General features: G+C 68.8%; 21 protein-coding genes and 1 tRNA gene. 17 read left to right on the plus strand and 5 right to left on the minus strand.

Going from position 1 to position 22,758, the window contains the following annotated elements; genetic code table 11:
- Positions 1-193: 193 nt before the first annotated feature.
- Together G398_RS0105890 and G398_RS0105895 are read right to left on the minus strand one after the other, a co-directional pair.
- Positions 194-1,924 (minus strand): NAD-dependent malic enzyme, encoded by a 1,731-nt coding sequence (locus G398_RS0105890; RefSeq protein ID WP_052571557.1) that lies wholly within the window; start codon positions 1,922-1,924, stop codon positions 194-196.
- Positions 1,925-2,038: 114 nt separating this feature from the next.
- Positions 2,039-4,033, minus strand: coding sequence for a thioredoxin domain-containing protein (locus tag G398_RS0105895; RefSeq protein WP_026852906.1), 1,995 nt, complete (start codon positions 4,031-4,033; stop codon positions 2,039-2,041).
- A gap of 85 nt (positions 4,034-4,118) precedes the next feature.
- Between G398_RS0105895 and ffh the strand changes: the two genes are divergently transcribed.
- The 6 genes from ffh to G398_RS0105925 all read left to right on the plus strand — a co-directional run bounded on the left by ffh (position 4,119) and on the right by G398_RS0105925 (position 8,943).
- The gene (gene ffh / locus G398_RS0105900) at positions 4,119-5,495 is read left to right on the plus strand and encodes a signal recognition particle protein (RefSeq protein ID WP_245576275.1); all 1,377 of its coding nucleotides are present in this window, start codon (positions 4,119-4,121) and stop codon (positions 5,493-5,495) included.
- Positions 5,496-5,540: 45 nt separating this feature from the next.
- Positions 5,541-6,989 (plus strand): tetratricopeptide repeat protein, encoded by a 1,449-nt coding sequence (locus G398_RS21895; protein ID WP_026852908.1) that lies wholly within the window; start codon positions 5,541-5,543, stop codon positions 6,987-6,989.
- A 57-nt stretch (positions 6,990-7,046) separates the two neighbouring features.
- Positions 7,047-7,289 (plus strand): 30S ribosomal protein S16, encoded by a 243-nt coding sequence (gene rpsP / locus G398_RS0105910; RefSeq protein ID WP_026852909.1) that lies wholly within the window; start codon positions 7,047-7,049, stop codon positions 7,287-7,289.
- 60 nt (positions 7,290-7,349) lie between these two features.
- Entirely contained in the window at positions 7,350-7,604 is a 255-nt protein-coding gene (locus tag G398_RS16595) for a KH domain-containing protein (protein WP_043483864.1), read from the plus strand.
- A complete protein-coding gene (locus tag G398_RS0105920) occupies positions 7,605-8,150 on the plus strand; it encodes a ribosome maturation factor RimM (RefSeq protein WP_026852910.1) in 546 nt (181 codons plus the stop codon).
- A gap of 307 nt (positions 8,151-8,457) precedes the next feature.
- Positions 8,458-8,943 carry a PaaI family thioesterase gene (locus G398_RS0105925; RefSeq protein WP_026852911.1) on the plus strand — a complete coding sequence of 162 codons (486 nt, stop codon included), beginning with the start codon at positions 8,458-8,460 and terminating at the stop codon, positions 8,941-8,943.
- Here G398_RS0105925 and G398_RS0105930 read toward each other — a convergent pair.
- The 3 genes from G398_RS0105930 to G398_RS16600 are packed head-to-tail and all read right to left on the minus strand — an operon-like array spanning position 8,940 to position 11,917.
- Positions 8,940-9,548, minus strand: a complete 609-nt coding sequence (locus tag G398_RS0105930) for a MarC family protein (RefSeq protein WP_026852912.1) — start codon at positions 9,546-9,548, stop codon at positions 8,940-8,942. The genes G398_RS0105925 and G398_RS0105930 overlap by 4 nt on opposite strands.
- Before the next feature lie 5 nt (positions 9,549-9,553).
- Positions 9,554-11,326 carry a signal peptide peptidase SppA gene (gene sppA, locus G398_RS0105935; protein ID WP_026852913.1) on the minus strand — a complete coding sequence of 591 codons (1,773 nt, stop codon included), beginning with the start codon at positions 11,324-11,326 and terminating at the stop codon, positions 9,554-9,556.
- A 36-nt stretch (positions 11,327-11,362) separates the two neighbouring features.
- The gene (locus tag G398_RS16600; RefSeq protein WP_052571559.1) at positions 11,363-11,917 is read right to left on the minus strand and encodes an NADPH-dependent FMN reductase; all 555 of its coding nucleotides are present in this window, start codon (positions 11,915-11,917) and stop codon (positions 11,363-11,365) included.
- Positions 11,918-12,016: 99 nt separating this feature from the next.
- On the opposite strand from G398_RS16600, the gene G398_RS0105945 reads away from it, so the two are divergent.
- The 11 genes from G398_RS0105945 (at position 12,017) to G398_RS0105995 (ending at position 22,728) form a co-directional block, all read left to right on the plus strand.
- Positions 12,017-12,424: a BrxA/BrxB family bacilliredoxin gene (locus G398_RS0105945; RefSeq protein ID WP_043483920.1), complete on the plus strand. Its 408-nt coding sequence runs from the start codon at positions 12,017-12,019 to the stop codon at positions 12,422-12,424.
- A 42-nt stretch (positions 12,425-12,466) separates the two neighbouring features.
- On the plus strand, positions 12,467-13,585 hold the full coding sequence (locus G398_RS16605; RefSeq protein WP_052571561.1) for a CaiB/BaiF CoA transferase family protein: 1,119 nt from the start codon (positions 12,467-12,469) through the stop codon (positions 13,583-13,585).
- Positions 13,582-13,989 carry a DciA family protein gene (locus tag G398_RS0105955; protein WP_026852915.1) on the plus strand — a complete coding sequence of 136 codons (408 nt, stop codon included), beginning with the start codon at positions 13,582-13,584 and terminating at the stop codon, positions 13,987-13,989. The genes G398_RS16605 and G398_RS0105955 overlap by 4 nt, the downstream gene beginning before the upstream one ends.
- Before the next feature lie 48 nt (positions 13,990-14,037).
- A tRNA-Pro gene (locus G398_RS0105960) sits at positions 14,038-14,114 on the plus strand.
- A 377-nt stretch (positions 14,115-14,491) separates the two neighbouring features.
- Positions 14,492-14,818 carry a divalent-cation tolerance protein CutA gene (cutA, locus tag G398_RS0105965; RefSeq protein WP_026852916.1) on the plus strand — a complete coding sequence of 109 codons (327 nt, stop codon included), beginning with the start codon at positions 14,492-14,494 and terminating at the stop codon, positions 14,816-14,818.
- Between the two features lie 35 nt (positions 14,819-14,853).
- Positions 14,854-15,834: a class II fructose-bisphosphatase gene (glpX, locus tag G398_RS0105970; RefSeq protein ID WP_043483867.1), complete on the plus strand. Its 981-nt coding sequence runs from the start codon at positions 14,854-14,856 to the stop codon at positions 15,832-15,834.
- Positions 15,835-15,849: 15 nt separating this feature from the next.
- On the plus strand, positions 15,850-16,311 hold the full coding sequence (locus G398_RS0105975; RefSeq protein WP_026852918.1) for a DUF4442 domain-containing protein: 462 nt from the start codon (positions 15,850-15,852) through the stop codon (positions 16,309-16,311).
- Between the two features lie 32 nt (positions 16,312-16,343).
- On the plus strand, positions 16,344-18,368 hold the full coding sequence (locus tag G398_RS16610; RefSeq protein WP_052571563.1) for a M13 family metallopeptidase: 2,025 nt from the start codon (positions 16,344-16,346) through the stop codon (positions 18,366-18,368).
- 49 nt (positions 18,369-18,417) lie between these two features.
- A complete protein-coding gene (locus G398_RS0105985) occupies positions 18,418-20,424 on the plus strand; it encodes a M13 family metallopeptidase (RefSeq protein WP_026852919.1) in 2,007 nt (668 codons plus the stop codon).
- A 9-nt stretch (positions 20,425-20,433) separates the two neighbouring features.
- Positions 20,434-21,051 (plus strand): outer membrane beta-barrel protein, encoded by a 618-nt coding sequence (locus G398_RS0105990; RefSeq protein WP_026852920.1) that lies wholly within the window; start codon positions 20,434-20,436, stop codon positions 21,049-21,051.
- A gap of 27 nt (positions 21,052-21,078) precedes the next feature.
- The gene (locus G398_RS0105995) at positions 21,079-22,728 is read left to right on the plus strand and encodes a dipeptidase (RefSeq protein WP_026852921.1); all 1,650 of its coding nucleotides are present in this window, start codon (positions 21,079-21,081) and stop codon (positions 22,726-22,728) included.
- Positions 22,729-22,758: the final 30 nt, after the last annotated feature.

The raw sequence follows: 22,758 nt of genomic DNA on the forward strand, positions 1-22,758 counted from the left end.
TGCCCGCCGCCCTGTCCGACCGGCGCACAAGAAAAGGGCACCCCGGAGGGTGCCCAGAGGTCTCGGCCGAAGGGTGCGTTGGCCGGAAGGGGCTGGCTTAAACGGTCGCCCCGTGGGAGGAAAGAGGGACTCTTCCCGCCCCAAAGGCTAGGCCGCCTCCCAGGCTGCTCAAGGGGAAAAACTGTCCCTGTTCTTAATCCGGCAGGCGGAGCGTCCCGGGCCGGTAGGAGGGATAGTGGGGATCCCACTGGGCCTTGGCGATGATGGCGGCGATCTGTTCATCGTCCAGGAGGCGTCCCAGCCCGGCGTTCCGGGCCTCGATGCCCACGGCCGTGGCCACGGCGGCGGAGACGTCGCGGATGTCCTTCATCTCCGGGAGCAGCAGGCCCGTGGCCTCCTGGGCGGGCGTCACATAGGCGCTGATGGCCTTGCTGGCCGCCAGGAACATGCTGTCGGTCACGCGGGTGGCCTTGCAGACCAGGGCGCCGAGGCCCACGCCGGGGAAGATGTACATGTTGTTGCACTGGGAGGCCTGGAGCGTGCGGCCCTTCCAGTCCATGGGCGCGAAGGGGCTGCCCGTGGCCACCAGGCCCTTGCCGTCCGTGGCCTTCCAGACCGCCTCGGGCGAGCACTCGCACTTGTGGGTGGGGTTGGAGAGCGCCAGCACGACCGGGCGTTCCGAGTGCCTGGCGGTCTCCGCCAGGATGGCGTCATCGAAGAGGTTGGGCTGGGCGGTGACGCCGATGAGCACCGTGGGATGAGCGTTGCGCACCACGTCCTGGAGGCCGATGCGGGAGGAGTCGTCCAGCTTCCAGCCCTCCACCGCGGACCGGCACTGGGCCAGGGGCATCTGGGGCCCTTCCAGCAGCGGGTCGCCCTCGAGGAGCAGGCCCTGCATGTCCACGGCGAAGATGCGCTTGCGGGCCTCCTCGTCGGAAAGGCCCTCCGCCTTCAGGGCGGCGCGGATGTTCATGGCGATGCCGGTGCCCGCCTGACCCAGGCCCACGATGACGTAGCGCTCGTCCTGGAAGCGGCTCTTCTTGATGCGCATGGCCGTCATCAGCGCGGCGAGCGCCGTGGAGCCCGTGCCCTGGATGTCATCGTTGAAGGAGAGGATGCGCTCGCGGTAGCGGTCCAGGTTCTTGAAGGCCGTGTGCTTGGCGAAGTCCTCCCACTGGAGCAGGGCCCCGGGGAAGTTGCGCCTCACGCCCAGCACGAACTTCTCCACCAGCTCCTCGTACTCGGCGCCCCTCAGGCGGGGCCTGCGGATGCCGAGGTAGAGGGGATCCTCCAGCAGGCGGGGGTTGTTGGTGCCCACATCGAGCGTGATGGGCAGGCAGACGCCGGGGTGCACGCCGCCGGCGGCCACGTAGAGGCTCACCTTGCCCACGGGGATGCCCATGCCGTCGGAGCCCAGGTCGCCGAGGCCCAGGATGCGCTCGCCGTCGGTCACGACGATGAGGTTGACCTGGGGCTGGGCCAGGCCGTGGAAGATCTGGTCGATGTTCGCGATGTTCTCGGGCGTGATGTAGATACCCCGGTAGCGCCGCTGGATGTGGCTCAGCTGGAGGCAGGCCTGGCCCACGGTGGGCGTGTAGACGATGGGGACCATCTCGTCCAGGTGGTCCACCAGGAGCCGGTAGAACAGCACCTCGTTGCGGTCCAGCAGGCCCGAGAGGTAGATGTAGCGCTCTAGGTCGTCGGTCTTGCGCCGGAAGGCCTCGTAGGTCCGGTCCAGCTGGGATTCCAGGCTCGAGATCCCGGGCCGCAGCATGCCGTCCAGGCCCAGGCCCAAGCGCTCCTCCTTCGTGAAAGCCGACGCCTTGTTCAAGTGGGCGTTGTTGAGAAGCTGCCGGCCGCGGACATAGACCTCGTAGTATTCCTCCCCGGTCAGAGGATCGATCTTCAAGGCGAAGGTCTTCATGGCAGCCCCTTTATCACATGACCGTACGCGCACACCGCAGATACCGCGGCTGCCCGCGTGGCGAGCCTCCAGTCTAGCCCCCCGCCCCGGGGGGAGAGGGTCACATCCGGGCGCTCAGGAGAGGAGCGAGGCCAGCTCGGTGGGGGTGGTCACGGGCCTGGCGCAGGTGCGGCCCTGGCAGACGAAGGCGAAGGGGCCGTGCTCCGAGGCCGGACGGTCCTCGTGAAGGGGGAGGAGCTGGTCCCCGGAGACGGACAGGACCCGGCCCGGCAGGAGGCGGCGGTGGACCTCCGCCAGCATGGCCCGCACCGCGGGGCTACCGGGATCGCCCGAGATGGCCACCTCCACCGGCTCGTGCAGCGCCAGGTCGAGCACGCCGAGCAGGCCCAGGAAGGCCCGGGGCGCCCGCTCCATCCAGGGTGCGAAGCAGCGGAGGGTGCCCTCGGCGGCCAGGCGGAGGTCCTCCCGCTGGAGGTGCCGGGACAGGCGCAGCAGGGCCCGGGCCGCCAGGGTGTTGCCCCCGGGGATGGCATTGTCGAAGCCGGGCTTCTGCCGGAAGAGCAGGTCCTCCTGGCCCGCCTCCGTGCTGAAGAAGCCGCCCCCGGTGGTGTCCTGGAACCGCGCCAGCAGCCCCTCCGCCAAATTCTCCGCCCACCCCAGCCAGGCGGGATCGAACCCCGCCTCGTAGAGATCCACCAGCCCCTCCACCAGGGCCGCGTGGTCCTCCAGGAAGCCCCGGGTGTGGGCCTGCCCCTGCCGCCAGACGCGCAGCAGGTGCCCGTCCCGCCACAGCTCCCGGCGCAGGAAGGCCGCGCAGTCCCGGGCGGCGTCGAGGTAGCGGGCCTCGCCCAGCACCTGGGAGCCCCGAGCCAGGGCGGAGAGCGCCAGGCCGTTCCAGGCCGCCAGCACCTTGTCGTCCTTGCCGGGCCGCACGCGGCGGTCCCGCCATTGCCGCAGGCGCTCCCGCAGCGCTCGATCCTCTTCCTCTGGAAGCCTCGCTTCCCGAGCACAGGAAAAGCGGTGGACCACGCTCTTCCCGTGCTCGAAATTCCCGCCTTCGGTGATGCCGAAGGTCGCGCAGAACCTCGCGCCATCCGCCTCGCCCAGGGCCTCGCGGATCTCGGCGGGCGTGAAGACGTAGAACTTCCCCTCCTCGCCCTCGCTGTCGGCGTCCTCGCTGGAGTGGAAGCCGCCCTGGGCGTCGCGCAGGTCCCGCAGCAGGTAGTCCAGGGTTCCGCGCGCGACCTCGGCGTAGCGCGCCTCTCCCGTCGCCTGGAAGGCGGCCAGGTAGGCACAGGCCAGCTGGGCGTTGTCGTAGAGCATCTTCTCGAAGTGGGGGACCAGCCACTGGCCGTCCACGCTGTAGCGGGCGAAGCCGCCGCCCAGGTGGTCGTACATGCCGCCCTCCCACATGGCGTCGAGGGTGCGCAGGGCCATGGCCCGGTCCTCCGTCGAGCCGCGGGCCAGGAGCAGTTCCACCGCCATGGACTGGGGGAACTTGGGCGCCGGGCCGAAGCCGCCCCAGCGGGGGTCGAAGCCGGCCCTGAGCTGGGCCAGGGCCCCGTCCAGGGCTGCCCGGCCCGGTAGCTCCGTGCCTGGCTCCACCGCGGCCTGGCGCCGCAGCTCGGCGGCGAGGTTCCCCGCCTGGCCCACCACGCCGTCCCGATCCTCCTGCCACACCTCGGCGATGCGCCGCAGCAGGGAGATGAAGCCCGGCATCCCGCCCCGGGGCTCCGGCGGGAAGTAGGTGCCCCCGTAGAAGGGCTCCAGATCCGGCGTGAGCCACACGCTCATGGGCCACCCGCCCCGCCCGGTGAGGGCCTGCACCGCGTCCATGTAGAGGTCGTCCAGGTCGGGCCGCTCCTCCCGATCCACCTTGATGCTCACGAAGTGGGCGTTCAGCACCTCCGCCACCGCGGGATTCTCGAAGCTCTCCCGCTCCATGACGTGGCACCAGTGGCAGGCGCTGTAGCCGATGCTGAGGAAGATGGGCTTCTGCTCGGCCTTCGCCTTCGCCAGCGCCGCCTCGCCCCAGGGGAACCAGTCCACGGGGTTGTGGGCGTGCTGGAGGAGGTAGGGGCTGAGGCTTCCAGCGAGATGATTGGACATATCCGGCTCCACCGGACCGGATTATGACCGAGGATGCCTTTCGTGACAGGGAAATGAGTCGCGGCGCCGGTAGAATGGATTTTTCGTGCCGATCCGGAGCCCCATGTTCGACAGCCTCACCCAGAAGCTCAGCCAGGCGATGAAGGCCCTCCGGGGCCAGTCCAAGCTGACGGAAGCCAACCTCGAAGCCGTGCTGCGCGAAGTGCGCATGGCCCTCCTGGAGGCGGACGTCCATGTGAGCGTGGCCCGCACCTTCCTCCAGCGGGTGAAGGAGAAGGCCCTCGGCGCCGAGGTCATGCAGGGCCTCAACCCCGCCCAGGCCTTCATCGACATCGTCCACCGCGAGCTGGTGGAGATCATGGGCGGCCAGGCGCCGGAGCACCCCCTCACCTTCGCCGCCAAGCCGCCGACGGTGGTGATGATGGTGGGCCTCCAGGGCGCCGGCAAGACCACCACCTGCGGCAAGCTGGCTGTGTTCCTCAAGAAGCTGGGCCGCTCCCCCCTGCTGGTGCCCGCCGACGTCTACCGCCCCGCCGCCATCGAGCAGCTGCACGTGGTGGCCAAGGACGCCGGCGTGCCCTCCTTCCGCACGGAGGAGAAGGACCCGGTCGCCATCTGCGCCGCGGCCGTGGCCGAGGCGAAGCTCAAGGGCTGGGATGCGGTCATCCTCGACACGGCGGGCCGCCTGCACCTCGATGAGACCCTCATGGAGGAGCTGGTCCGCATCAAGGGCGCCGTCTCTCCCGACGAGATCCTCTTCGTGGCCGATGCCATGACGGGCCAGGACGCGGTCCGCAGCGCCACGGCCTTCCACGAGAAGCTGGGCATCACCGGCGTGGTGCTCACCAAGACCGACGGCGACACCCGCGGCGGCGCGGCCTTCAGCATCAAGCAGGCCACGGGCCAGCCCCTCAAGTTCGTGGGCGAGGGCGAGAAGCTGGAGGACTTCCAGCGCTTCCACCCCGACCGCATGGCCCAGCGCATCCTGGGCATGGGCGATGTCCTCAGCCTCATCGAGCACGCCAAGGACAAGCTCGACGAGAAGGAAGCCGAGGTCATGGCCAAGCGCCTGGCCAAGAACCAGTTCACCCTGGAGGACATGCGCAAGCAGTTCCAGCAGGTGCAGAAGCTGGGCTCCATGAACAAGATCCTGGGCATGCTGCCGGGCCTGGGGCAGATGAAGGACCAGCTGGCCCAGGTGGCCACGGACAAGCGCATCAAGCACCTGGAGGCCATCATCAACTCCATGACTCCCGCCGAGCGCGCCAACCACAACCTGCTGGACGGCAAGCGCAAGCGCCGCATCGCCGCGGGCTGCGGCCGGCCCGTGAGCGAGATCAACCAGCTCATCAAGCAGTACGTGGAAACCAAGAAGATGATGGGCCAGATGAACGATCCCAAGTTCATGGCCCGCATGCAGCGCATGGCGAAAATGGGCGGCGGCCCGAACCTTCCCTTCTAGAGGTCCCCCTTGCTCCTGAGGCCCCCGACATCCACGAAAGCCTGGATGCTCCTGGGTCTGGCCCTGGGTGTCTGCCTGACCGGGGCCTGGCTGTGGCGATCCAGCAGCCGCACCACCGCCACGCACCGGGTGCTGGTCGTCGCCCCCGAGTCCTCCCAGCAGACCGACGTGAACCTGGGCCTCGAGACGCTGATGTCGGACCACTTCGAGGTGCTGGCGGGCCTCACGGTCACCCACGCCCCCTCCATCCCGAGCCCGGCGGAGCTGCGGAAGCTCCCCGCGGACCTGGCGCTGTTCCGGTTCCAGGGCCGCCAGGAGGGCGGGAAGCTGGCCCTGACCACCCAGTGGACCACAGCGCCGGACCTGTTGGCCGGGCGCCCCTGGCGGTGGGATGTCCAGCCTCCCATGGATCCCGGCCAGGCCATGGAGACCTGGGTGGCCCGGTGGCCCCTGGACCGGCGCCACCGCATCCGGGCCGAGCTCTACCCCCGGGACCCGGGGCGCTTCTGGGAGCTGCTGCGGGCCATGGCCATCCGGGATGACCGGGAGGCCACGAGCCGCCTGGCCGACACCCAGGCCCTGGCCGAGGCCGAGCCCATGTGCGCCACCGCCTGGGCCACCCTGGGCGACCATCTCTACCGCAGCCTCTGGGTGGATCCGGCCCAGGCGGGCATCGGCCTCAACTCCCGTACCCACAAGGCGTTCCAGCGGGCCGTGGACCTGGTGCCGGGCTACCCCCGGGCCACCTTCCTCTGGTCCCTCATGCTCACGGACACCGGCAACCAGGACCTGGCCCTGCGGGCCCTCGATGAGGCCATGCACCTGCGTCCCCGCGTGCCGGACCTCTTCCTGGGCTTCACCTACGCCGGCCGCACCTCGGGGCTGCTGGCCGGGGCGCACTCGGCCATGGTCCGGCGGGAGGCCCTCCTCGCCCCCTTCAGCGCCGCGTCCACCTGGACCGTGGAGACCACCAACCTCTACCTCGGCGACTGGGCAGCCTTCGAGGAAGACCTGCGGCAGACCGCGGCCCTGCGGGTGGATGCGGGGGTCCTGTTCTACCAGGGCTACCTCGCCCTGCTGAAGGGGGACCGGAAGACGGCCCTGGCCCGCATGGAGGCCGCCGGGACGGCACAGGGCTTCAGCCCCTTCCAGGACCTCAGCCGCGTCTACCGCGCCCTGCTGGAGGGGCGGAAGGAGGACGGGCTGGCCGAGCTGCGAAGGATCGACGAGGTCCGCGGCAAGCTGCGCATCCCCGACGGCGAGCTGACCTTCAAGCAGGCCGAGGCCTACTCGCTCCTGGGCGACGGGGGCCGGGCCGTGGACTGCGCCACGCGGGCCTTCGTCCAGGGGTTCAGCTGCGCCCGCTGGTACGAATCGTCGCCCTTCCTGGAGACCATGCGGGCCCATCCCCGCTGGCCGACCCTGCGGCGGAACATCCGGGAGCGCCAGGCGGTGCTCGAGGGGACCTTCCCGCCCGCCAGCTTCGAGCCCTGAATTAGCGCTTGGGAACGGTTGAATTCCGCGATACACTTCCCTGCTCAGGGAGTGTCCATGCTTTCGATCCGACTTGCTCGCAATGGTGCCAAGAAGCGCCCGTTCTACCACATCGTCGTCTCCGAGAATGACCGCATCCCCACCGGCCGTGCCGTGGAGGTGCTGGGCTTCGTGAACCCCATCGCCGGCTCCGGCGAGGAGGTCCGCATCGATGCCGAGAAGGCCAAGACCTGGCTCCAGAAGGGCGCCCAGCCCTCCAAGACCGTGCTCGATCTGTTCAAGAAGAACCAGATCCTCTAGCCGGTTTCCGTTCCCCGAAAGCCGGGCCAGGGTCCGGCTTTCTTTGTTCGTGGAGCGACCATGAACCTCGAAGCCTTCCTGCGCGATGTGCTGACCCCCCTGCTGGACCACCCGGAGGCCCTCCGGGTCGAGATCAGCGGCGAGGGGAAACAACGGGATGTGCTGGTCTTCGCCGCTCCCAGTGACCGCGGCCGCATCATCGGCAAGCACGGGCGCATGATCTCGGCGCTCCGCACCCTCTGCCGGACCGCCGGCGAGAAGGCCGGGCTCGCGGTGAACCTCGAGTTGGACGACGAGGACGAGCGGGAGGCCTAGATGCTGCTCGCCGGCCATTTGGCCAAGGTCCAGGGACTCAAGGGCGAGTTCCTCCTCCACGCCGTCATGGACGAACCGGAGCGCCTGGACGGCATGGCGGGCCTGGTGCTGGCCCCGCCCGAGGCGGACCTGGAATCCGCCGAACCCGCGACCCCGGCCCGGCCCGTGAAGCTGCGGAGCTTCCGCTGGCACCAGGACCGCCCCTGCCTCGCCTTCGCCGAAGTCCCCGACCGCACCGCGGCCGAGAGCCTGAAGGGTTGGGCCCTCTGGATGCCTGAATCCGAGGCGATCCTGGAGGACGGCGAGAGCTTCCGCCATCAGTGGATCGGCTGCGACGTCTTCATCGGCGGGTGCAAGGTGGGCGAGGTGCTGCGCCTGGATCCCGGCCCCGCCGGCTACGACATGGTGGTCATGCGCGACCTGCGGCCCGGCCGCACGGGCCAGCGGGACATCCCCTACATCAAGGCCTGGTGGACCCTGGACCTGCCGAACCGGCGCCTGGACCTTGATCCTCCCGAAGGTCTGCTGGATGTGAACCAAGCCTGAGATTCCAGTACACGAGGGAAAAGATTCCCTGGCCATCGGCGGACTCCCGCTCAAAAAAGATCTCCGCGAAGCACACGAAAATACCCTGCGGGTGCCACAAGGGCACGAATGAGGCTCGACCCATGGTGGACATCCCATCGCGGGTGGCGGCCCGGATGTCCTGGCCGAGTCGCCGGGCCTGCCTTCGTGGCCTTTACCTTCTTCTTCGTGCGCATCGTGGAGGCTTTTCAAGCTGAAGCCCCCTGATGGCGAGGTCCCCTGGAATCCCCCGTTGGACAGGCTCAGGCTGGGAACGGACAATCGGAGGATGTCCCCCCGATTCGAGCTCCTGAAACAGACCCTCGGCATGCGCCTGTTCGGGTGGCTGAAGATCCCCCTGCTGGCCTCGGTGCGGCCCAGCGTCGTGGAGCTGACCGAAGCCCGCTGCGTGGTGCGGATCCCGCTGCGGCGGTGGACGAGGAACCATCTGGGCTCCATGTACTTCGGCGCCCTGGCCATCGGCGCCGACTGCGCCGGGGGCCTGCTGGCCATGGACCAGATCAAGCGGACCGGGAACAAGGTGTCCCTGGTCTTCAAGGCCTTCCAGGCGCAGTTCCTCAAGCGCCCGGAAGCCGACGTCTACTTCATCTGCGAAGAGGGGGCGGCCATCCGCGACCAGGTGGGCCGCGCGCTGGCGTCCGAAGACCGCATCACGGAGCCCATGCACATCCAGGCGGCGGTGAAGCTGCCGGACGGCGCCTTCGAGCCCGTGGCGGAGTTCACGCTGGAGCTGAGCCTCAAGCGGCGGAGCTAGACCGCGCGCAGCTGCAGCACGAACTTCTGGATGCCGGCCAGCAGCATCTCGATGGCGATGGCCGTCAGCACCAGGCCCATGAGCCGCTCGAAGGCCATGGTGACCTTCTCGCCCAGGAAGTCCGCGATCTTCTCCGCGAAGCCGAGCACCACGGCCGAGATGGCCATGGCCACGGAGATGGCGCCCAGCCATTCCCAGAGGCGGTGGGGCTCCCGGCTCACCAGCAGCAGCACCGTGGCGATGGCCGAGGGCCCGGCGATGAAGGGGACGGCCAGGGGCACGAGGAAGGGCTCCCCGTGGAGGGGATGGTTCGCGGGGCCCTCCGGGCGGGGGAAGACCATCTTCAGGGCGATGAGGAAGAGGATCACGCCGCCGGCGATGCCCAGCGACGTGTCCGTGAGGTGCATGAGGCGCAGCACCCGCTGACCGAAGAGGGCGAAGAAGAGCAGGATGCCGGAGGCGAAGAGCACCTCGCGGATGATGATCCGCTGGCGCCGGGCCGGATCCACCTGGCGCAGCAGCCCGATGAACACCGGGATGTTGCCCAGGGGATCCGTCACCAGCACCAGAAGGATGATGGCCGAAGCGAACGAAGACGAGTCCATGGAGGCTATTTCAGCTCCAGCTCGAAGGGCAGCCGGGCGTAGACGCCCTGCGGATCATTCAGGGAGGTCAGCAGCTCCATCTGGCGCCGGAAGGAATCCACCAGGCCGTCCACGGCGCCCGGATGGGCCAGCTTTCGGGGCTTGCCGCCCAGGTTCTTCAGGATTTCCCGCAGGGTGTCCGGCTCCTTCTCCGGCCCCACCACCTGGTAGTCCCCGTCCGCCTTGATCTTGCCGGCCGCGTACTTCACGGCCGCGTCGAGCCCTCCGACCTCGTCCACCAGGCCCAGCTTCACGGCCTCCTGTCCCGACCAGACCCGGCCCTGGGCGATCTCGTGGACCGCCTCCTTCTTCATCTTGCGGCTGTCCGCCACCTTGGCCACGAACTGCTCGTAGATGCGGTCCACCAGGCCCTGGATGCGGGCCAGCTCCAGATCATTCTTGGGCCGGGCCAGGGTCATGGGGTTGGCCAGCTTGGCCGTCTGCACGCTGTCCCAGGTGATGCCGTGCTCATTGGCCAGCTTCTTCACATTGGGCAGCAGGCCGAAGACGCCGATGGAGCCCGTGATGGTGCTTGGCTCGGCGAAGATGCGGTCGCCGTAGGTGCTGATCCAGTAGCCGCCGGAGGCCGCCAGGTGCCCCATGGACACCACGAGGGGCTTCACCTTCTTCGTGAGGATCACCTCGCGCTGGATGAGCTCCGAGGCCGCGGCACTGCCGCCGGGGCTGTTCACGCGCAGGACCACGGCCTTGATGCGGTCGTCCAGGCGCAACTGGCGCAGCTCGCGGCTGAGCCGCTCGCCGCCCACCTGGTTGGCCTTGCCCTCGCCATCCACGATCTCGCCTTCGGCGACGACCACGGCGATGCGGGTCCGGCCGGTCTTCGCCTCGCCGGGGATGCCGGCGTAGGTGGCCAGGGAGATCTGGGGGAAGTCCTTGTCCTTGGGCTGCTTGCCAGCCAGCTTCTTCAGCTCGTCCAGCACCTCGTCGTAGGGCGCGATGCGGTCCACGAGGCCCAGCTTCTTCGCCTCGTCGGCCTCCACGAGCCCCTTCTCGTCGGCGATGGCCTGGAGCTCGTCAGGCGTTTTCTTGCGGTCCTTGGCCACCGTGGCCTTCCACTCGCCCCAGATGTCGTCCAGCAACTTCTGCACCTGCTCGCGGTTGGGATCGCTCATGCGGTCCGCGATGAAGGGCTCCACAGCGCTCTTGTACTTGCCCACGCGGGTGACCTGCACCTCCACGCCGTACTTCTTGAAGGCCTCGCCGAAGAACATGGGCTCGCTGGCCAGGCCGTTCACCTCCATCTCGCCGAAGGGATTGATGAACACCGTGCTGGCGCCGGCCGCCAGGTAGTAGTCCCGCTTGCTCCAGCCCAGGTTGTAGGCCAGCACGGGCTTCTTCGCCTTGAAGCGCTGGAGGGCGTCCCGCAGCTCCCGCAGCTGGGCCGGGCCCGCGCTGCGGAGGTTCCCCGTGAGGAACAGGGCGGTGATGCGGCTGTCCGAAGCCGCCCGGTCCAGGGCCTCGATGGCCGCAGGCAGGGACTGGGGGTGGGCCCCCCCGCCGCCCAGCGCCTCGCCCAGGGCCTCGCCAGGCTCGGGCTCGCGGTCGGCATCGGACAGGCTCGTGTCCAGGTCGAAGACCAGCACGGCCTTGCCCGGCACCGTGGGCTTGCCTGCGGAGCCGATGGCCGCCAGCATCCCGAAGAAGAGGACGAAGGCTGCGGCGCCCGCCACGAGCAGGGCCAGCAGCGCGGCGAAGAAGCTCTTGAAGAAGTCCTTCATGACAGCTCCAGGAAGAAGGTCCAGGATCGCACGATCTCAGTCCTCCAGCCCCGGCCGCAACCGCGCCGCCAGGGCCAGAAAGCTGTCCAGGGCCTTCGCCATGTGCCCTGCGGTGCGCGGGTCCGTCGGGGCGCCGGCGCCGTCGAGCTGGTGATCCGCGTGGGGGACCGTGATGGCGTCCGGGCAGACCAGCGCGCCCATGTTGGCCAGGGTCAGGCGCCAGGGGACGAGGCCGCGGGCCCCGCCCAGGGCGCCGGGGCTCGCGGCGCAGAGCAGCACCGGCAGGCCCTGCCATGGGTTGGGCCGCAGGGTGCTGGGCCAGTCCACGGCGTTCTTCATGTGGCCGGGGATGCCCGCGTTGTATTCCGGGGAGACGATCACCACGCCCTGGGCGTCCATGAGGGCGGCGTGGAGGGCCTGGACCCCCTCCGGCACCGCGAGGTCCTGCTCATACAGGGGCAGCCTCAGGGCCTCCCCGGCGAAGGAGGCCACCGCGTGACCCCGTGCCGCCAGGTCCGCTACGAGGTGGCCCAGCAGGCGGAGATTCAGCGAATCGGGGCGTAGGCTTCCGCCCATCAGGACCATGCGCATGGGGCCTCCAGGTTGCAAATTGTGACCTGGATCAATCCTTACTTGATCGGTAAACTTTTAAGGCCCGAGGAGGACATCGTGTCGAACTATCCCGAATACATGGTCGCCCCCATGCGCGAGGAACTGGTCCGGGAGGGTTTCGAGCAGCTCCTGACCCCCGCCCAGGTGGACGCCGCCCTCCAGCGGCCCGGCACCACCCTGCTGGTGGTGAACAGCGTCTGCGGCTGCGCGGCGGCGGGCGCGCGACCTGGCGTCACCGAGGCCCTGCACTCCCAGAACCTGCGCTTCGACCACTTGGTGACGGTCTTCGCGGGCATGGAGAAGGAGGCCACGGCCCAGGCCCGCGAGTACTTCGAGGGCGCCATGCCCACCAGCCCCCAGGCCGCCATCTTCAAGGACGGCCAGCTGGTCCACCTCATGCAGCGCCCGGACTTCCTGGGGCACAGCCCCGAGGAGATCGCCGCCACCCTGACCGCGGCCTACCGCCAGACCGTGGCCGCCAGCTGATCCGCCCGGGGACCTGAAGTAGGCTGGACCTCGGAGAATCCGATGCCCAAGCCCCTGTCCCACTTCAGGATCGTGGATCTGTCCTGCGTGCTCGCGGGCCCCTTCGCGACCCAGCTGCTGGCGGACTTCGGCGCCGAGGTGCAGAAGCTGGAGCCTCCGGACGGAGACCCCAGCCGCGGCTGGGGGCCTCCCTTCGCCGATGGCGAGGAGGGCGAGAGCGCCTACTTCCGCTGCGCCAACCGGGGCAAGCGGAGCCGCCCCGTCGACCTGCACACCGAGGAAGGCAAGGCGCACCTCTTCGACCTGCTGAAGGACGCGGACGTGCTGGTGGAGAACTTCCGGGCCGACTCCGCGGACCGCCTGGGCCTGGGCTGGAAGCGCCTCCACGCCAAGTTCCCCAAGCTCATCCTGGCCTCGGTCCGCGGCTTCGCCTCGGACGTCACCGCCTCCCGCCGGACCGGCTACGACTTCATCATCCAGGCCGAGAGCGGCTGGATGGCCATCACCGGCGAGCCCGAGGGCCGCCCCATGAAGGTGGGCGTGGCCCTGGTGGACGTGCTGGCCGGCCTCTACTGCGCCAACGGCATCCAGGCGGCCCTGCTCCATCGCGAGCGCACCGGCGAGGCCCTCCACATCGAAGTGCCCCTCATGGAGGCCGCCCTGGCGGGCCTGGTGAACGTGGCCGCCGGCTCCCTGATGACCGGGAAGGCCCCGCAGCGCTGGGGCAACGCCCATCCCCAGATCGTGCCCTATCAGACCTTCCGCTGCTCCGACGGTGACGTGGCCATCGCCGTGGGCAGCGACCGCCAGTTCGAGGTCCTGGCCATGTGGCTGAGCCTGGACCTGGAGGCCCGCCCCGAGTGGCGCCGGAACCGCGGCCGCGTGAAGGACCGCGAGGAGCTGGTGCCCCTCATCGAGGCCCGCACCCTCGCCAGCACGGTGGAGCGCGTGCTGGCCTTCTGCGAAGCCAACGCCATCCCGGCCAGCCGCGTGCGCAGCGTGGATGACGTGCTCTTCCGCCACGGCGGCGAGCTGCACAACCTGCTGCAGCCCCTGTTCGATCCGGAGACCAACACCATGATCCCCGCCCTGGCCTCCCCCGTGCTCCTCAACAGCGAGCGCGCCTGCGCCCCCCTGCCCCCGCCCCGCTGGAACCCGTGAGCCCCAACCGCCGCCGCACCCCCCGCCTCGTGCCCCTGGGCGCCCGCCAGCCGGACCAGAAGGCCCTGGCGCGCCTCCGCACGGCCTGGGCCTTCGTGGTGGGCCCCGCCCTGGCGGACCGGACCCGCCCCCTCCGCGTGGAGCGGAACGTGCTCGTCATGGGCTGCTGGGAGCTGACCCGCATCGGCCCCCTCCGTGAGGCTGCCGCCGCCGTCTGGCCCCAGATCCGCGACCGCATCCGGCGGTCCCTGGACCTCGACCTGACCGGCCTCCAGGTCGTGCCCTGCGACCCCCCCCAGGAACCCTCCGCCCCCTCCGAGGATCCCGACCCCCTCCGCCGCGCCATGCTCCTCCTCGAAGTCCGCCGCCAGGAGCGCATCCGCCTCGGCCTCGAGACCGAATAGGAGCGGGCTGGACGCCCCCGCCCGTTTCCAGTAAAGTCAAACCTTCGTCGGGGCGTGGCTCAGCCTGGTAGAGCGCTCGGTTCGGGACCGAGAGGTCGGAGGTTCGAATCCTCTCGCCCCGACCAGATAGGCCAAGGGGAGTGCCGGATGGCACCCCCCTTGGCCTATCTGAATGAAACGAAAAGGCGATTCGAACCTCCGAGTGGGATCGCGGAGGCGCGACTAGATGTCGCGCCGGAACGAGACCGGCGGCTGGCAAAGCCAGACGCGTTCGAATCCGGAGTCCCGGTGGGTCGGCGCCGAATACGGAGAACGGCCAACCTCCGAGTGGGACCGCCCCAAACCGATGCTCCCAGAACGGATATCGCCCCCAGGTCACGATCCGCCAGTGGTCAGACCACGCCGAGTCCCGGTCAACCCACCCCCGAGGTTCGTGATCCGCGGCCGCCCGGCTGGCGCGATACAATGACCGGTTCCGCCCGCCGGGCGGGGAGCCCACCCGATGAGCGAAGCCTGCACCATCATGACCACCTGTGGCAGCGAGGAGACCGCCCTCACCATCGCCGCTGCCCTGGTGGACCAGGCCTACGCCGCCTGCGTGAACATCGTCCCCAGCATCAAGAGCTACTACTACTTCAAAGGCGAGACCCACCTCGATGAAGAGGTGATGCTCATCATCAAGACCACCCGCGACATGTTCCCCCAGGTGACCGAGGTGATCACGGACCTCCACACCTATGAAGTCCCGGAGATCCTGATGTTCCCCGTGGAGGTCGGCTCCGAGCCTTTCCTCGACTGGATCCACCAGAGCGTGAACCGGCTCGCCTGACCCTGATTCCGACAAGCCTCCCCGGGAGCCCCACCATGGAACAGACCCTGTCCCTCGAATTCCTGCGCGTGGTCGAACAGGCCGCCATCGCCTGCGCCACCTCCGTGGGCCACGGCCGCCGCAAGCACAGTGACAAGCTGGCGGTGGAGGCCATGCGGAAGGCCATGGAGACCGTGCGCATGGACGGCACCATCGTCATCGGAGAAGGGGAGCGCGACGAGGCGCCCATGCTCTTCATCGGTGAGAAGGTGGGCATGGGGGCCGACCTGGACGGGGACCACCCGGCCGTGGACATCGCCGTAGACCCCCTCGAGGGCACCAACCTCTGCGCCACTGGCGCCCCCAATGCCATCGCGGTGCTGGCCGCCACGGAGCGGGGCGGCCTGCTGCACGCCCCGGACCTCTACATGGAGAAGCTGGTGGTGGGCCCCGCCGCCAAGGGCAAGGTGAGCCTCGACGCGACCGTGCAGGAGAACCTCGAGATCATCGCCAAGTCCCTGGACCGCAAGGTCGAGGAGATCACCGTGTCCGTGCTGGACCGGGAGCGGCACGCCCAGCTCATCGCCGACATCCGCCAGGCCGGTGCCCGCATCCAGCTCATCGGCGACGGCGACCTCAGTGCCGCCATCAGCGCCGCCGTCAGCGGCACGGGCATCCACGCGGTCATGGGCACCGGCGGCGCCCCCGAGGGCGTGCTCTCCGCCGCGGCCCTCAAGTGCCTCAACGGCGAGATCCAGGGACGCCTCAAGGTGGACACCAACACCGCCAGCCGCGAGAAGGCCGAGGCCATGGGCGTGGACTTCAACCGCATCTACTTCACGGACGACCTCTGCCCCGGGCAGGAGATCGTCTTCGCCGCCTGCGGCGTCACCCACGGGAACCTGCTCAAGGGCGTGCTCAACTTCGGCCACGGCGTCCGCACCCAGAGCCTCGTGCTCACCTACCGGGACCGGAAGGTGCACTTCATCGACACCGTGCACATGAAGGAAGGCGAGAAGGTCACGGTCCGCTTCTAGTCCAAACCGAATCCCTTGCGCGAATCCCTCCGCACCCGCCTCTTCCGCTGGGCCTTCAACGTCTGGCCCTGCTTCCGGGGCACGGGGGCCCGGGTGACCTTCATCGCCACGGACTGGTCCGAGGTGCGGGTGCGCCTGCCCCTCTCCTGGCGCACCCGGAACTACGTGGGCACCATCTTCGGCGGCAGCCTCTATGCGGCCGTCGACCCCTTCTTCATGCTCATGCTCATCCATCGCCTGGGGCCGGAGTACGTGGTGTGGGACAAGGCCGCTTCCATCCGCTTCCGGAAGCCGGGCCGAAGCCCCCTCTTCGCCACCTTCAGGCTGGAGGAGGCCGAGGTGGACGAGATCCGCCGCCTCCTCCGGGACCAGCCCAAGGTGGACCGCACCTACCCGGTGGAGCTGAGGGATGCGGAGGGCGTTCTTCACGCGGAAGTGCAGAAGATGATCCACATATCCCTGCGCTCGCCTTCCTGATAGGCTTTTAGCCTCATCTTACGAGGTTATTCATGGCTTCCCTCCTGCGCGCCTCCCTCGGCCTCTGCCTGGGCCTCGCCACCTGTTCCCTCATCGCCCAGTCCAAGCCCGGCGTGGATCCCGCCAACCTGGACACCTCGGTCAAGCCCTGCGAAGACTTCTACCGCTACGCCAACGGCGGCTGGCTCAAGTCCCACAGCCTGCCCGCGGACAAGTCCCGCTACGGCGCCATGGAGGAGCTGAGCGAGCGCAACCGCGCCATCCTCCAGAAGATCCTGGCCGAGACCAGCGCCAAGACCTCCTGGGCCAAGGGCAGCGTCCAGCAGAAGGTGGGTGATTTCTACGCCTCCGGCATGGACGAGGCCGCCATCGAGAAGCGGGGCCTCGCCCCCATGAAGCCCATCTTGGCCACCATCGACGGCCTCAAGGACACGAAGCAGCTCCCCGCCCTGCTGGCGAAGCTGCACAACCAGGGGCTCCCCGGCGGCTTCGGCTTCTTCGTCCGCCAGGACGCGACGGCCTCGACCCAGTACCTGGGCTACCTCAGCCAGGGCGGCACAGGCCTGCCCGACCGCGACTACTATCTGAAGGATGACGCCCGCAGCCGGGACATCCGCGCCAAGTACGAGGCCCACGTGGCAAAGATGCTGGAGCTGGCCGGCGACGCGCCGGACCTCGCCCGGATCCGCGCCAAGGTGGTGCTCGACCTGGAGACCCGCCTGGCCCAGGCCCAGTGGACCCGCGTGGAGATGCGGAACCCCCTGAAGACCACCAACAAGCGCACCCTGGACAAGGTGGCCGCCGAGGCCCCGGGCTTCGACTGGAAGGGTTACTTCGCGGCCCGCGGCGTGAAGTTGACGGACCTCAACCTCACCCAGCCCTCCTTCTTCCAGGCCTTCGGCAAGCTGGTCTCCGAAGTGCCCGCCCCCCAGTGGCGCACCTACCTGCGCTGGCACGCTCTCAGCGCCACCGCCAACCTGCTGCCCAGGGCCTTCGGGGAGGAAGCCTTCGCCTTCCACGGCAAGACCCTCAACGGGACCCCCCAGCGGGAGCCCCGCGCCAAGCGCATCGAGGCGATGACGGACGGCACCTTGGGCGAGGCCCTGGGGCAGCTCTACGTGAAGGTGGCCTTCCCGCCCGAGTCCAAGAAGAAGGTCCTCGAGATGGTGGAGAACCTCCGCATCGCCCTCCGCGAGCGCATCGCGAACCTGGACTGGATGGGCCCCGAGACCAAGCAGCAGGCCCTCACGAAGCTCAATGCCTTCGGCGTGAAGATCGGCTACCCGGACAAGTGGAAGACCTACGCCTTCGACGTGAAGCGGGACGACTTCTTCGGCAACGTGCGCCGCGCCGCCGCCTTCCGTGTCGCCAAGAACCTGGCCAAGCTCGGCAAGCCCATCGATCGCACCGAGTGGGGCATGACGCCGCCCACCGTGAACGCCTACTACAGCCCCACCATGAACGAGATCGTGTTCCCCGCCGGCATCCTCCAGCCGCCCTTCTTCGATGCGAAGGCCGATGACGCCGTGAACTACGGCGCCCTGGGCTACGTCATCGGCCACGAGATGACCCACGGCTTCGACGACAGCGGCAGCCAGTTCGACGCCGAGGGCAACCTGAAGAACTGGTGGACCGAGGCGGACAAGAAGGCCTACCAGACCCGCACGGACCTGGTGGTGAAGCAGTACGACGCCTACGAGCCCATCCACGGCGAGCATGTGAACGGCAAGCTCACCCTGGGCGAGAACATCGCCGACATCGGCGGCATGAAGATCGCCTTCGCCGCCTACCAGAACAGCCTCAAGGGCAAGCCCGCCCCGGCGCCCATCGACGGCTTCACGGGCCCCCAGCGCTTCTTCCTCGGCGCCGCGGCCGTGTGGCGCAACCACATCCGCGAGGCGGCGCTCTCCGTGCGCCTCAAGACCGATCCCCACAGCCCCGGCCGGGAGCGAGTCATCGGCCCCCTCTCGAACCTGCCGGAGTTCTACGAGGCCTTCTCCTGCGCCGACGGACAGCCCATGAAGCGGGACGTCAAGGTGCGGCCGGCCATCTGGTAGCCCCTGCTCCGGAAGGCTGCGCCTTCCGGAGCATGAAAAAGGACATGATGTGAACACTCGATCCGCATTGCTCGCCCTGGCGCTGATGGCGCCGCTCTCCGCCCAGGTGGCCTACAAGGGCTTCAACCCGGCGAACATCGATCCCACCGCGAAGCCCTGCCAGGACTTCTTCCAGTACGCCGTGGGCGGGTGGGCGAAGCGCACGGCCATCCCCGCCGAATATGAGCGCTACGGCGTGGACCAGGAGATCGACACCCGGACCCACCAGATCCTGCGGGAGATCATGGAATCCGCCGCAGCCTCCAAGGCGCCCGCGGGGTCCGAGACCCGGAAGGTCGGCGACTTCTACGCCAGCGGCATGGACGAGGTGGGCATCGAGGCCGCGGGCCTCGCGCCCCTGAAGCCCCTCTTCACCCGCATCGACGGCGTGAAGGATGGGGCTTCCCTGGCGGCCGTGCTGGCGGACCTCCACCGGCTGGGCGCCTTCGCGGGCTTCCATTTCGGCGTGGAGCAGGACGACAAGGCCAGCAGCCGCTATGCCATGGTGCTGGCCCAGGGTGGGCTCGGCCTGCCGGACCGGGACTACTACGTGAAGGAGGATCCCAAGTCGAAGGTACTCCTGGCGGCCTACCGGGCCCACGTGGCGAAGGTGCTGGCGCTGGCGGGCCTGGACCCCAAGGACGCGGATCGCGTCCTGGCCCTGGAGACGCGCCTCGCCAAGGCCAGCATGACCCGCGTGGAGCAGCGGGATCCCAACGCCATCTACCACGCCATGACCCCGGCCCAGCTCCGGGCCGCGGCGCCGGGATTCCCCGCGGACCTCTACCTGAAGGGGCTGGGCCTGCCGGCCCCGGACCGCTTCATCGTGCGCCAGCCCGCCTTCCTGGCGGAGCTGGGGCGCATGGTCCAGGACGTCCCCGCGGACCAGTGGCGCATCTACCTCCGCTGGACCCTGCTGCGGAACGCCGCCCCGGGCCTGCCCGCGGCCTTCGAGCAGGAGTCCTTCGCCTTCTACGGCACCCGGCTCCAGGGCACCACGGCCCAGCACCCCCGCTGGAAGCGCGTGATGTTCGCCGCGGACCGGGGCCTGGGCGAGGCCCTGGGCAAGCTCTACGTCCAGCGTGCCTTTCCTGCCAGTAGCAAGACGAAGGTCCGCGAGATGGTGGAGAACCTCCGCACGGCCCTGGGAACCCGAATCGACCACCTGGAGTGGATGAGTGCCCCCACCAAGGCCAAGGCCCGGCAGAAGCTGGCGGCCATGCGCGTGAAGGTGGGCTACCCCGATGCCTGGCGCGACTACGCCCTGCTGGAGGTCAAGCGCCAGCCCTACGTCCTGAACCTCCTGGAGGCCCGGCGCTTCGAGTTCCAGCGGCGCCTGGCGAAGCTGGGGAAGCCCATCGACCGGAACGAGTGGGAGATGACGCCCCAGACCAACAACGCCTACTACAGCCCCACCATGAACGAGATCGTGTTCCCGGCGGGCATCCTCCAGGCGCCCTACTTCGACGCCTCGGCCGATGACGCCGTGAACTACGGCAACATCGGCGCCACCATCGGCCACGAGATGACCCACGGCTTCGACGACGAGGGCCGCCAGTACGACGCGGACGGCAACCTGAAGAGCTGGTGGACGCCGGCGGACGAGAAGGCCTACAACGCCCGCGCCGAGCTGGTGGTGAAGCAGTTCGACGCCTTCGAGCCCCTGCCCGGCCTCCACCTCAACGGCAAGCTCACCCTGGGCGAGAACATCGCCGACCTGGGCGGCCTCAAGATCGCGTGGGACGCCTGGAAGCTGAGCCAGAAGGGCAAGGCGCAGGTGGGGAGGATCGAGGGCTTCACCCCCGAGCAGCGGTTCTTCCTGGGCTACGCCGAGACCTGGCGCACGCTCACGCGGGAGGAGGCCGCCCGGCTGCGCGTCGTCACCGATCCCCACAGCCCGGCGAAGTTCCGCGTCAACGGCCCCCTCGCCAACCTGCCGGAGTTCTACCAGGCCTTCGGCTGCAAGGATGGCGACTCCATGAAGCGACCCGAAAAGGACCGCCCGGCGATCTGGTAGCCTCCTCCCATGTCCAGACGCGCCCTCACCCTCCTGTTCGCCACCCTGTCCCTCGCGGCCCAGGAAAGCCCGGACGGAAACCGGTTCGGGATCGGCCTGTCCGCCATCAAGCCCACGGGGGACTGGGGGTCGTACTTCGATCCCGGCTTCCAAGCGGGAATCCAGATCCACTTCAACCGCGAGGGCCGGCATCTCCAGCGCCTGCGCATCGACTACCTGCGGATGGACGACTCGGGCCCCGTGCCCTTCGGCACCAACGTCTTCTGGAATGGCACGACCTGGGTCACGGCCGCCGCGAACGCCCGCAGCCGGATGGAGGCCTACACCGTGGCCTACGAGTGGATGCCGCACCTTGAGAACCACAGCCGGAGCGGCGCCTTCTTCATCCTCGGGGTGGGCGGCACACTTTGGAACGAGACCCGCCGGGCCGTGGCCCCCGGCACGGGGACAGTGACGGACACCGAGTGGAGCATGACCTTCTCGGCCGGCGCCGGCTGGCGTTTCAACACCCACGCCACCCTGGAACTCCGATACGTCCACGGGGACCTCTCCTCGTTCTGGCACCACCAGCCCGACTACGGGTCCACGCGCGACTTCCTGTCCGTGGGCACCAGCCTCCGCTTCTGACCTTCACCATCCCGTTCAAGGAGTTCCATGCGCCTTCGCCCCCTCGCCGTCCTCGCCACGCTCCTGACCGTCAGCGCGGCCCTGGACGCCTGCACCAACCTGCTCGTGACCAAGGGCGCGAGCAAGGACGGCTCGACCATGATCACCTACGCCGCCGACAGCCACACGCTCTACGGCGAGCTCTACTTCAAACGCGGCGGGCGCCACCTGCCGGGCGAGATGCGCGACATCCGCGAGTGGGACAGCGGGACCACCTTCGACACGGGCAAGCTCCTGGGGAAGATCCCCGAGGCGCCCGTCACCTACACCCGCGTCGGCAACATGAACGAGCACCAACTCACCATCGCCGAGACCACCTTCGGCGGCCGGAAGGAGCTGCACGTGCCCAGCGGCATCGTGGACTACGGCAGCCTCATCTACATCGGCCTGGAGCGCGCGAAGACCGCCCGCGAGGCCATTGAGGTGATGACCTCCATCGCCGAGACCTACGGCTACGCCTCCGAGGGCGAGAGCTTTTCCATCGCCGATCCCAACGAGGTCTGGATCCTCGAGATGATCGGCAAGGGCAAGGGCCAGAAGGGCGCCCTCTGGGTGGCCTACAAGCTGCCTGACGGCACCATCAGCGCCCACGCCAACCAGGCCCGCATCCGCCAGTTCCCCCAGAACGATCCCAAGACCGCGCTCTTCAGCAAGGACCTCATCCCCTTCGCCCGCGAGAAGGGCTGGTTCAAGGGCGCGGACAAGGACTTCAGCTTCGCCGACACCTACGCGCCCCTCACCTTCGGCGCCCTGCGCGCCTGCGAGGCCCGCGTGTGGAGCCTGTTCCGCCGCGCCGCCCCCAGCCTGAACATCCCCATCGACTACGTGAAGGCGGAGAAGGGCGCCAAGCCCATGCCCCTCTTCATCAAGCCCGATCAGAAGCTGGACGTGCGCGATGCCATGCAGCTCATGCGCGACCACTACGAAGGCACTGAGTTCGACATGACGAAGGACGTGGGCGCGGGCCCCTACAAGCTGCCCTACCGCTGGCGGCCCATGGGCTTCAAGATCGACGGCCAGGACTACATCCACGAGCGCGCCATCAGCACCCAGCAGACCGGCTTCTCCTTCGTGAGCCAGGCCCGCGGCTGGATGCCCGATCCCGTGGGCGGGGTGCTCTGGTTCGGCGTGGACGACACCTTCACCACCGTCTACGTCCCCATCTCCTGCGGCATCAAGGAGCCCCCGAAGGCCTTCGCCATCGGCACGGGCAACTTCGACTCTTTCAGCTGGGACAGCGCCTTCTGGACCTTCAATTTCGTCTCGAACTACACCTACACCCGCTGGAGCGACATGATCGTGGATGTCCAGAAGGTGCAGCGCGAGTTCGAGGGACGCTTCCTGGCCGACCAGGCCGAGGTGGACCAGACCGCCCTGGGCCTCTACAAGCAGGACCCCGGCGCCGCCCGGGAGTACCTCACCAAGTACGCCGCCAGGCAGACCGACGAGCTCATGGGCCGCTGGAAGAAGCTGGGCGAGTTCCTCATTTGGAAGTACATGGATGGCAATGTGCGCAACGAGAAGGGTGAGGTCACGCATCCCAAGGCCCCCGAGGACTGGCTGCGCTGCATCGTCAAGGACCACGGTGACGTCATCAAGGTGAAGAAGGTGGAGGGATTGGCTCCGGACGAAGAGTAGCTCCGAGCTGAAAACCTCCGGTTTTCAGGA

Origin of the sequence: Geothrix fermentans DSM 14018 (assembly GCF_000428885.1) — a bacterium.
GTDB lineage: Bacteria > Acidobacteriota > Holophagae > Holophagales > Holophagaceae > Geothrix > Geothrix fermentans.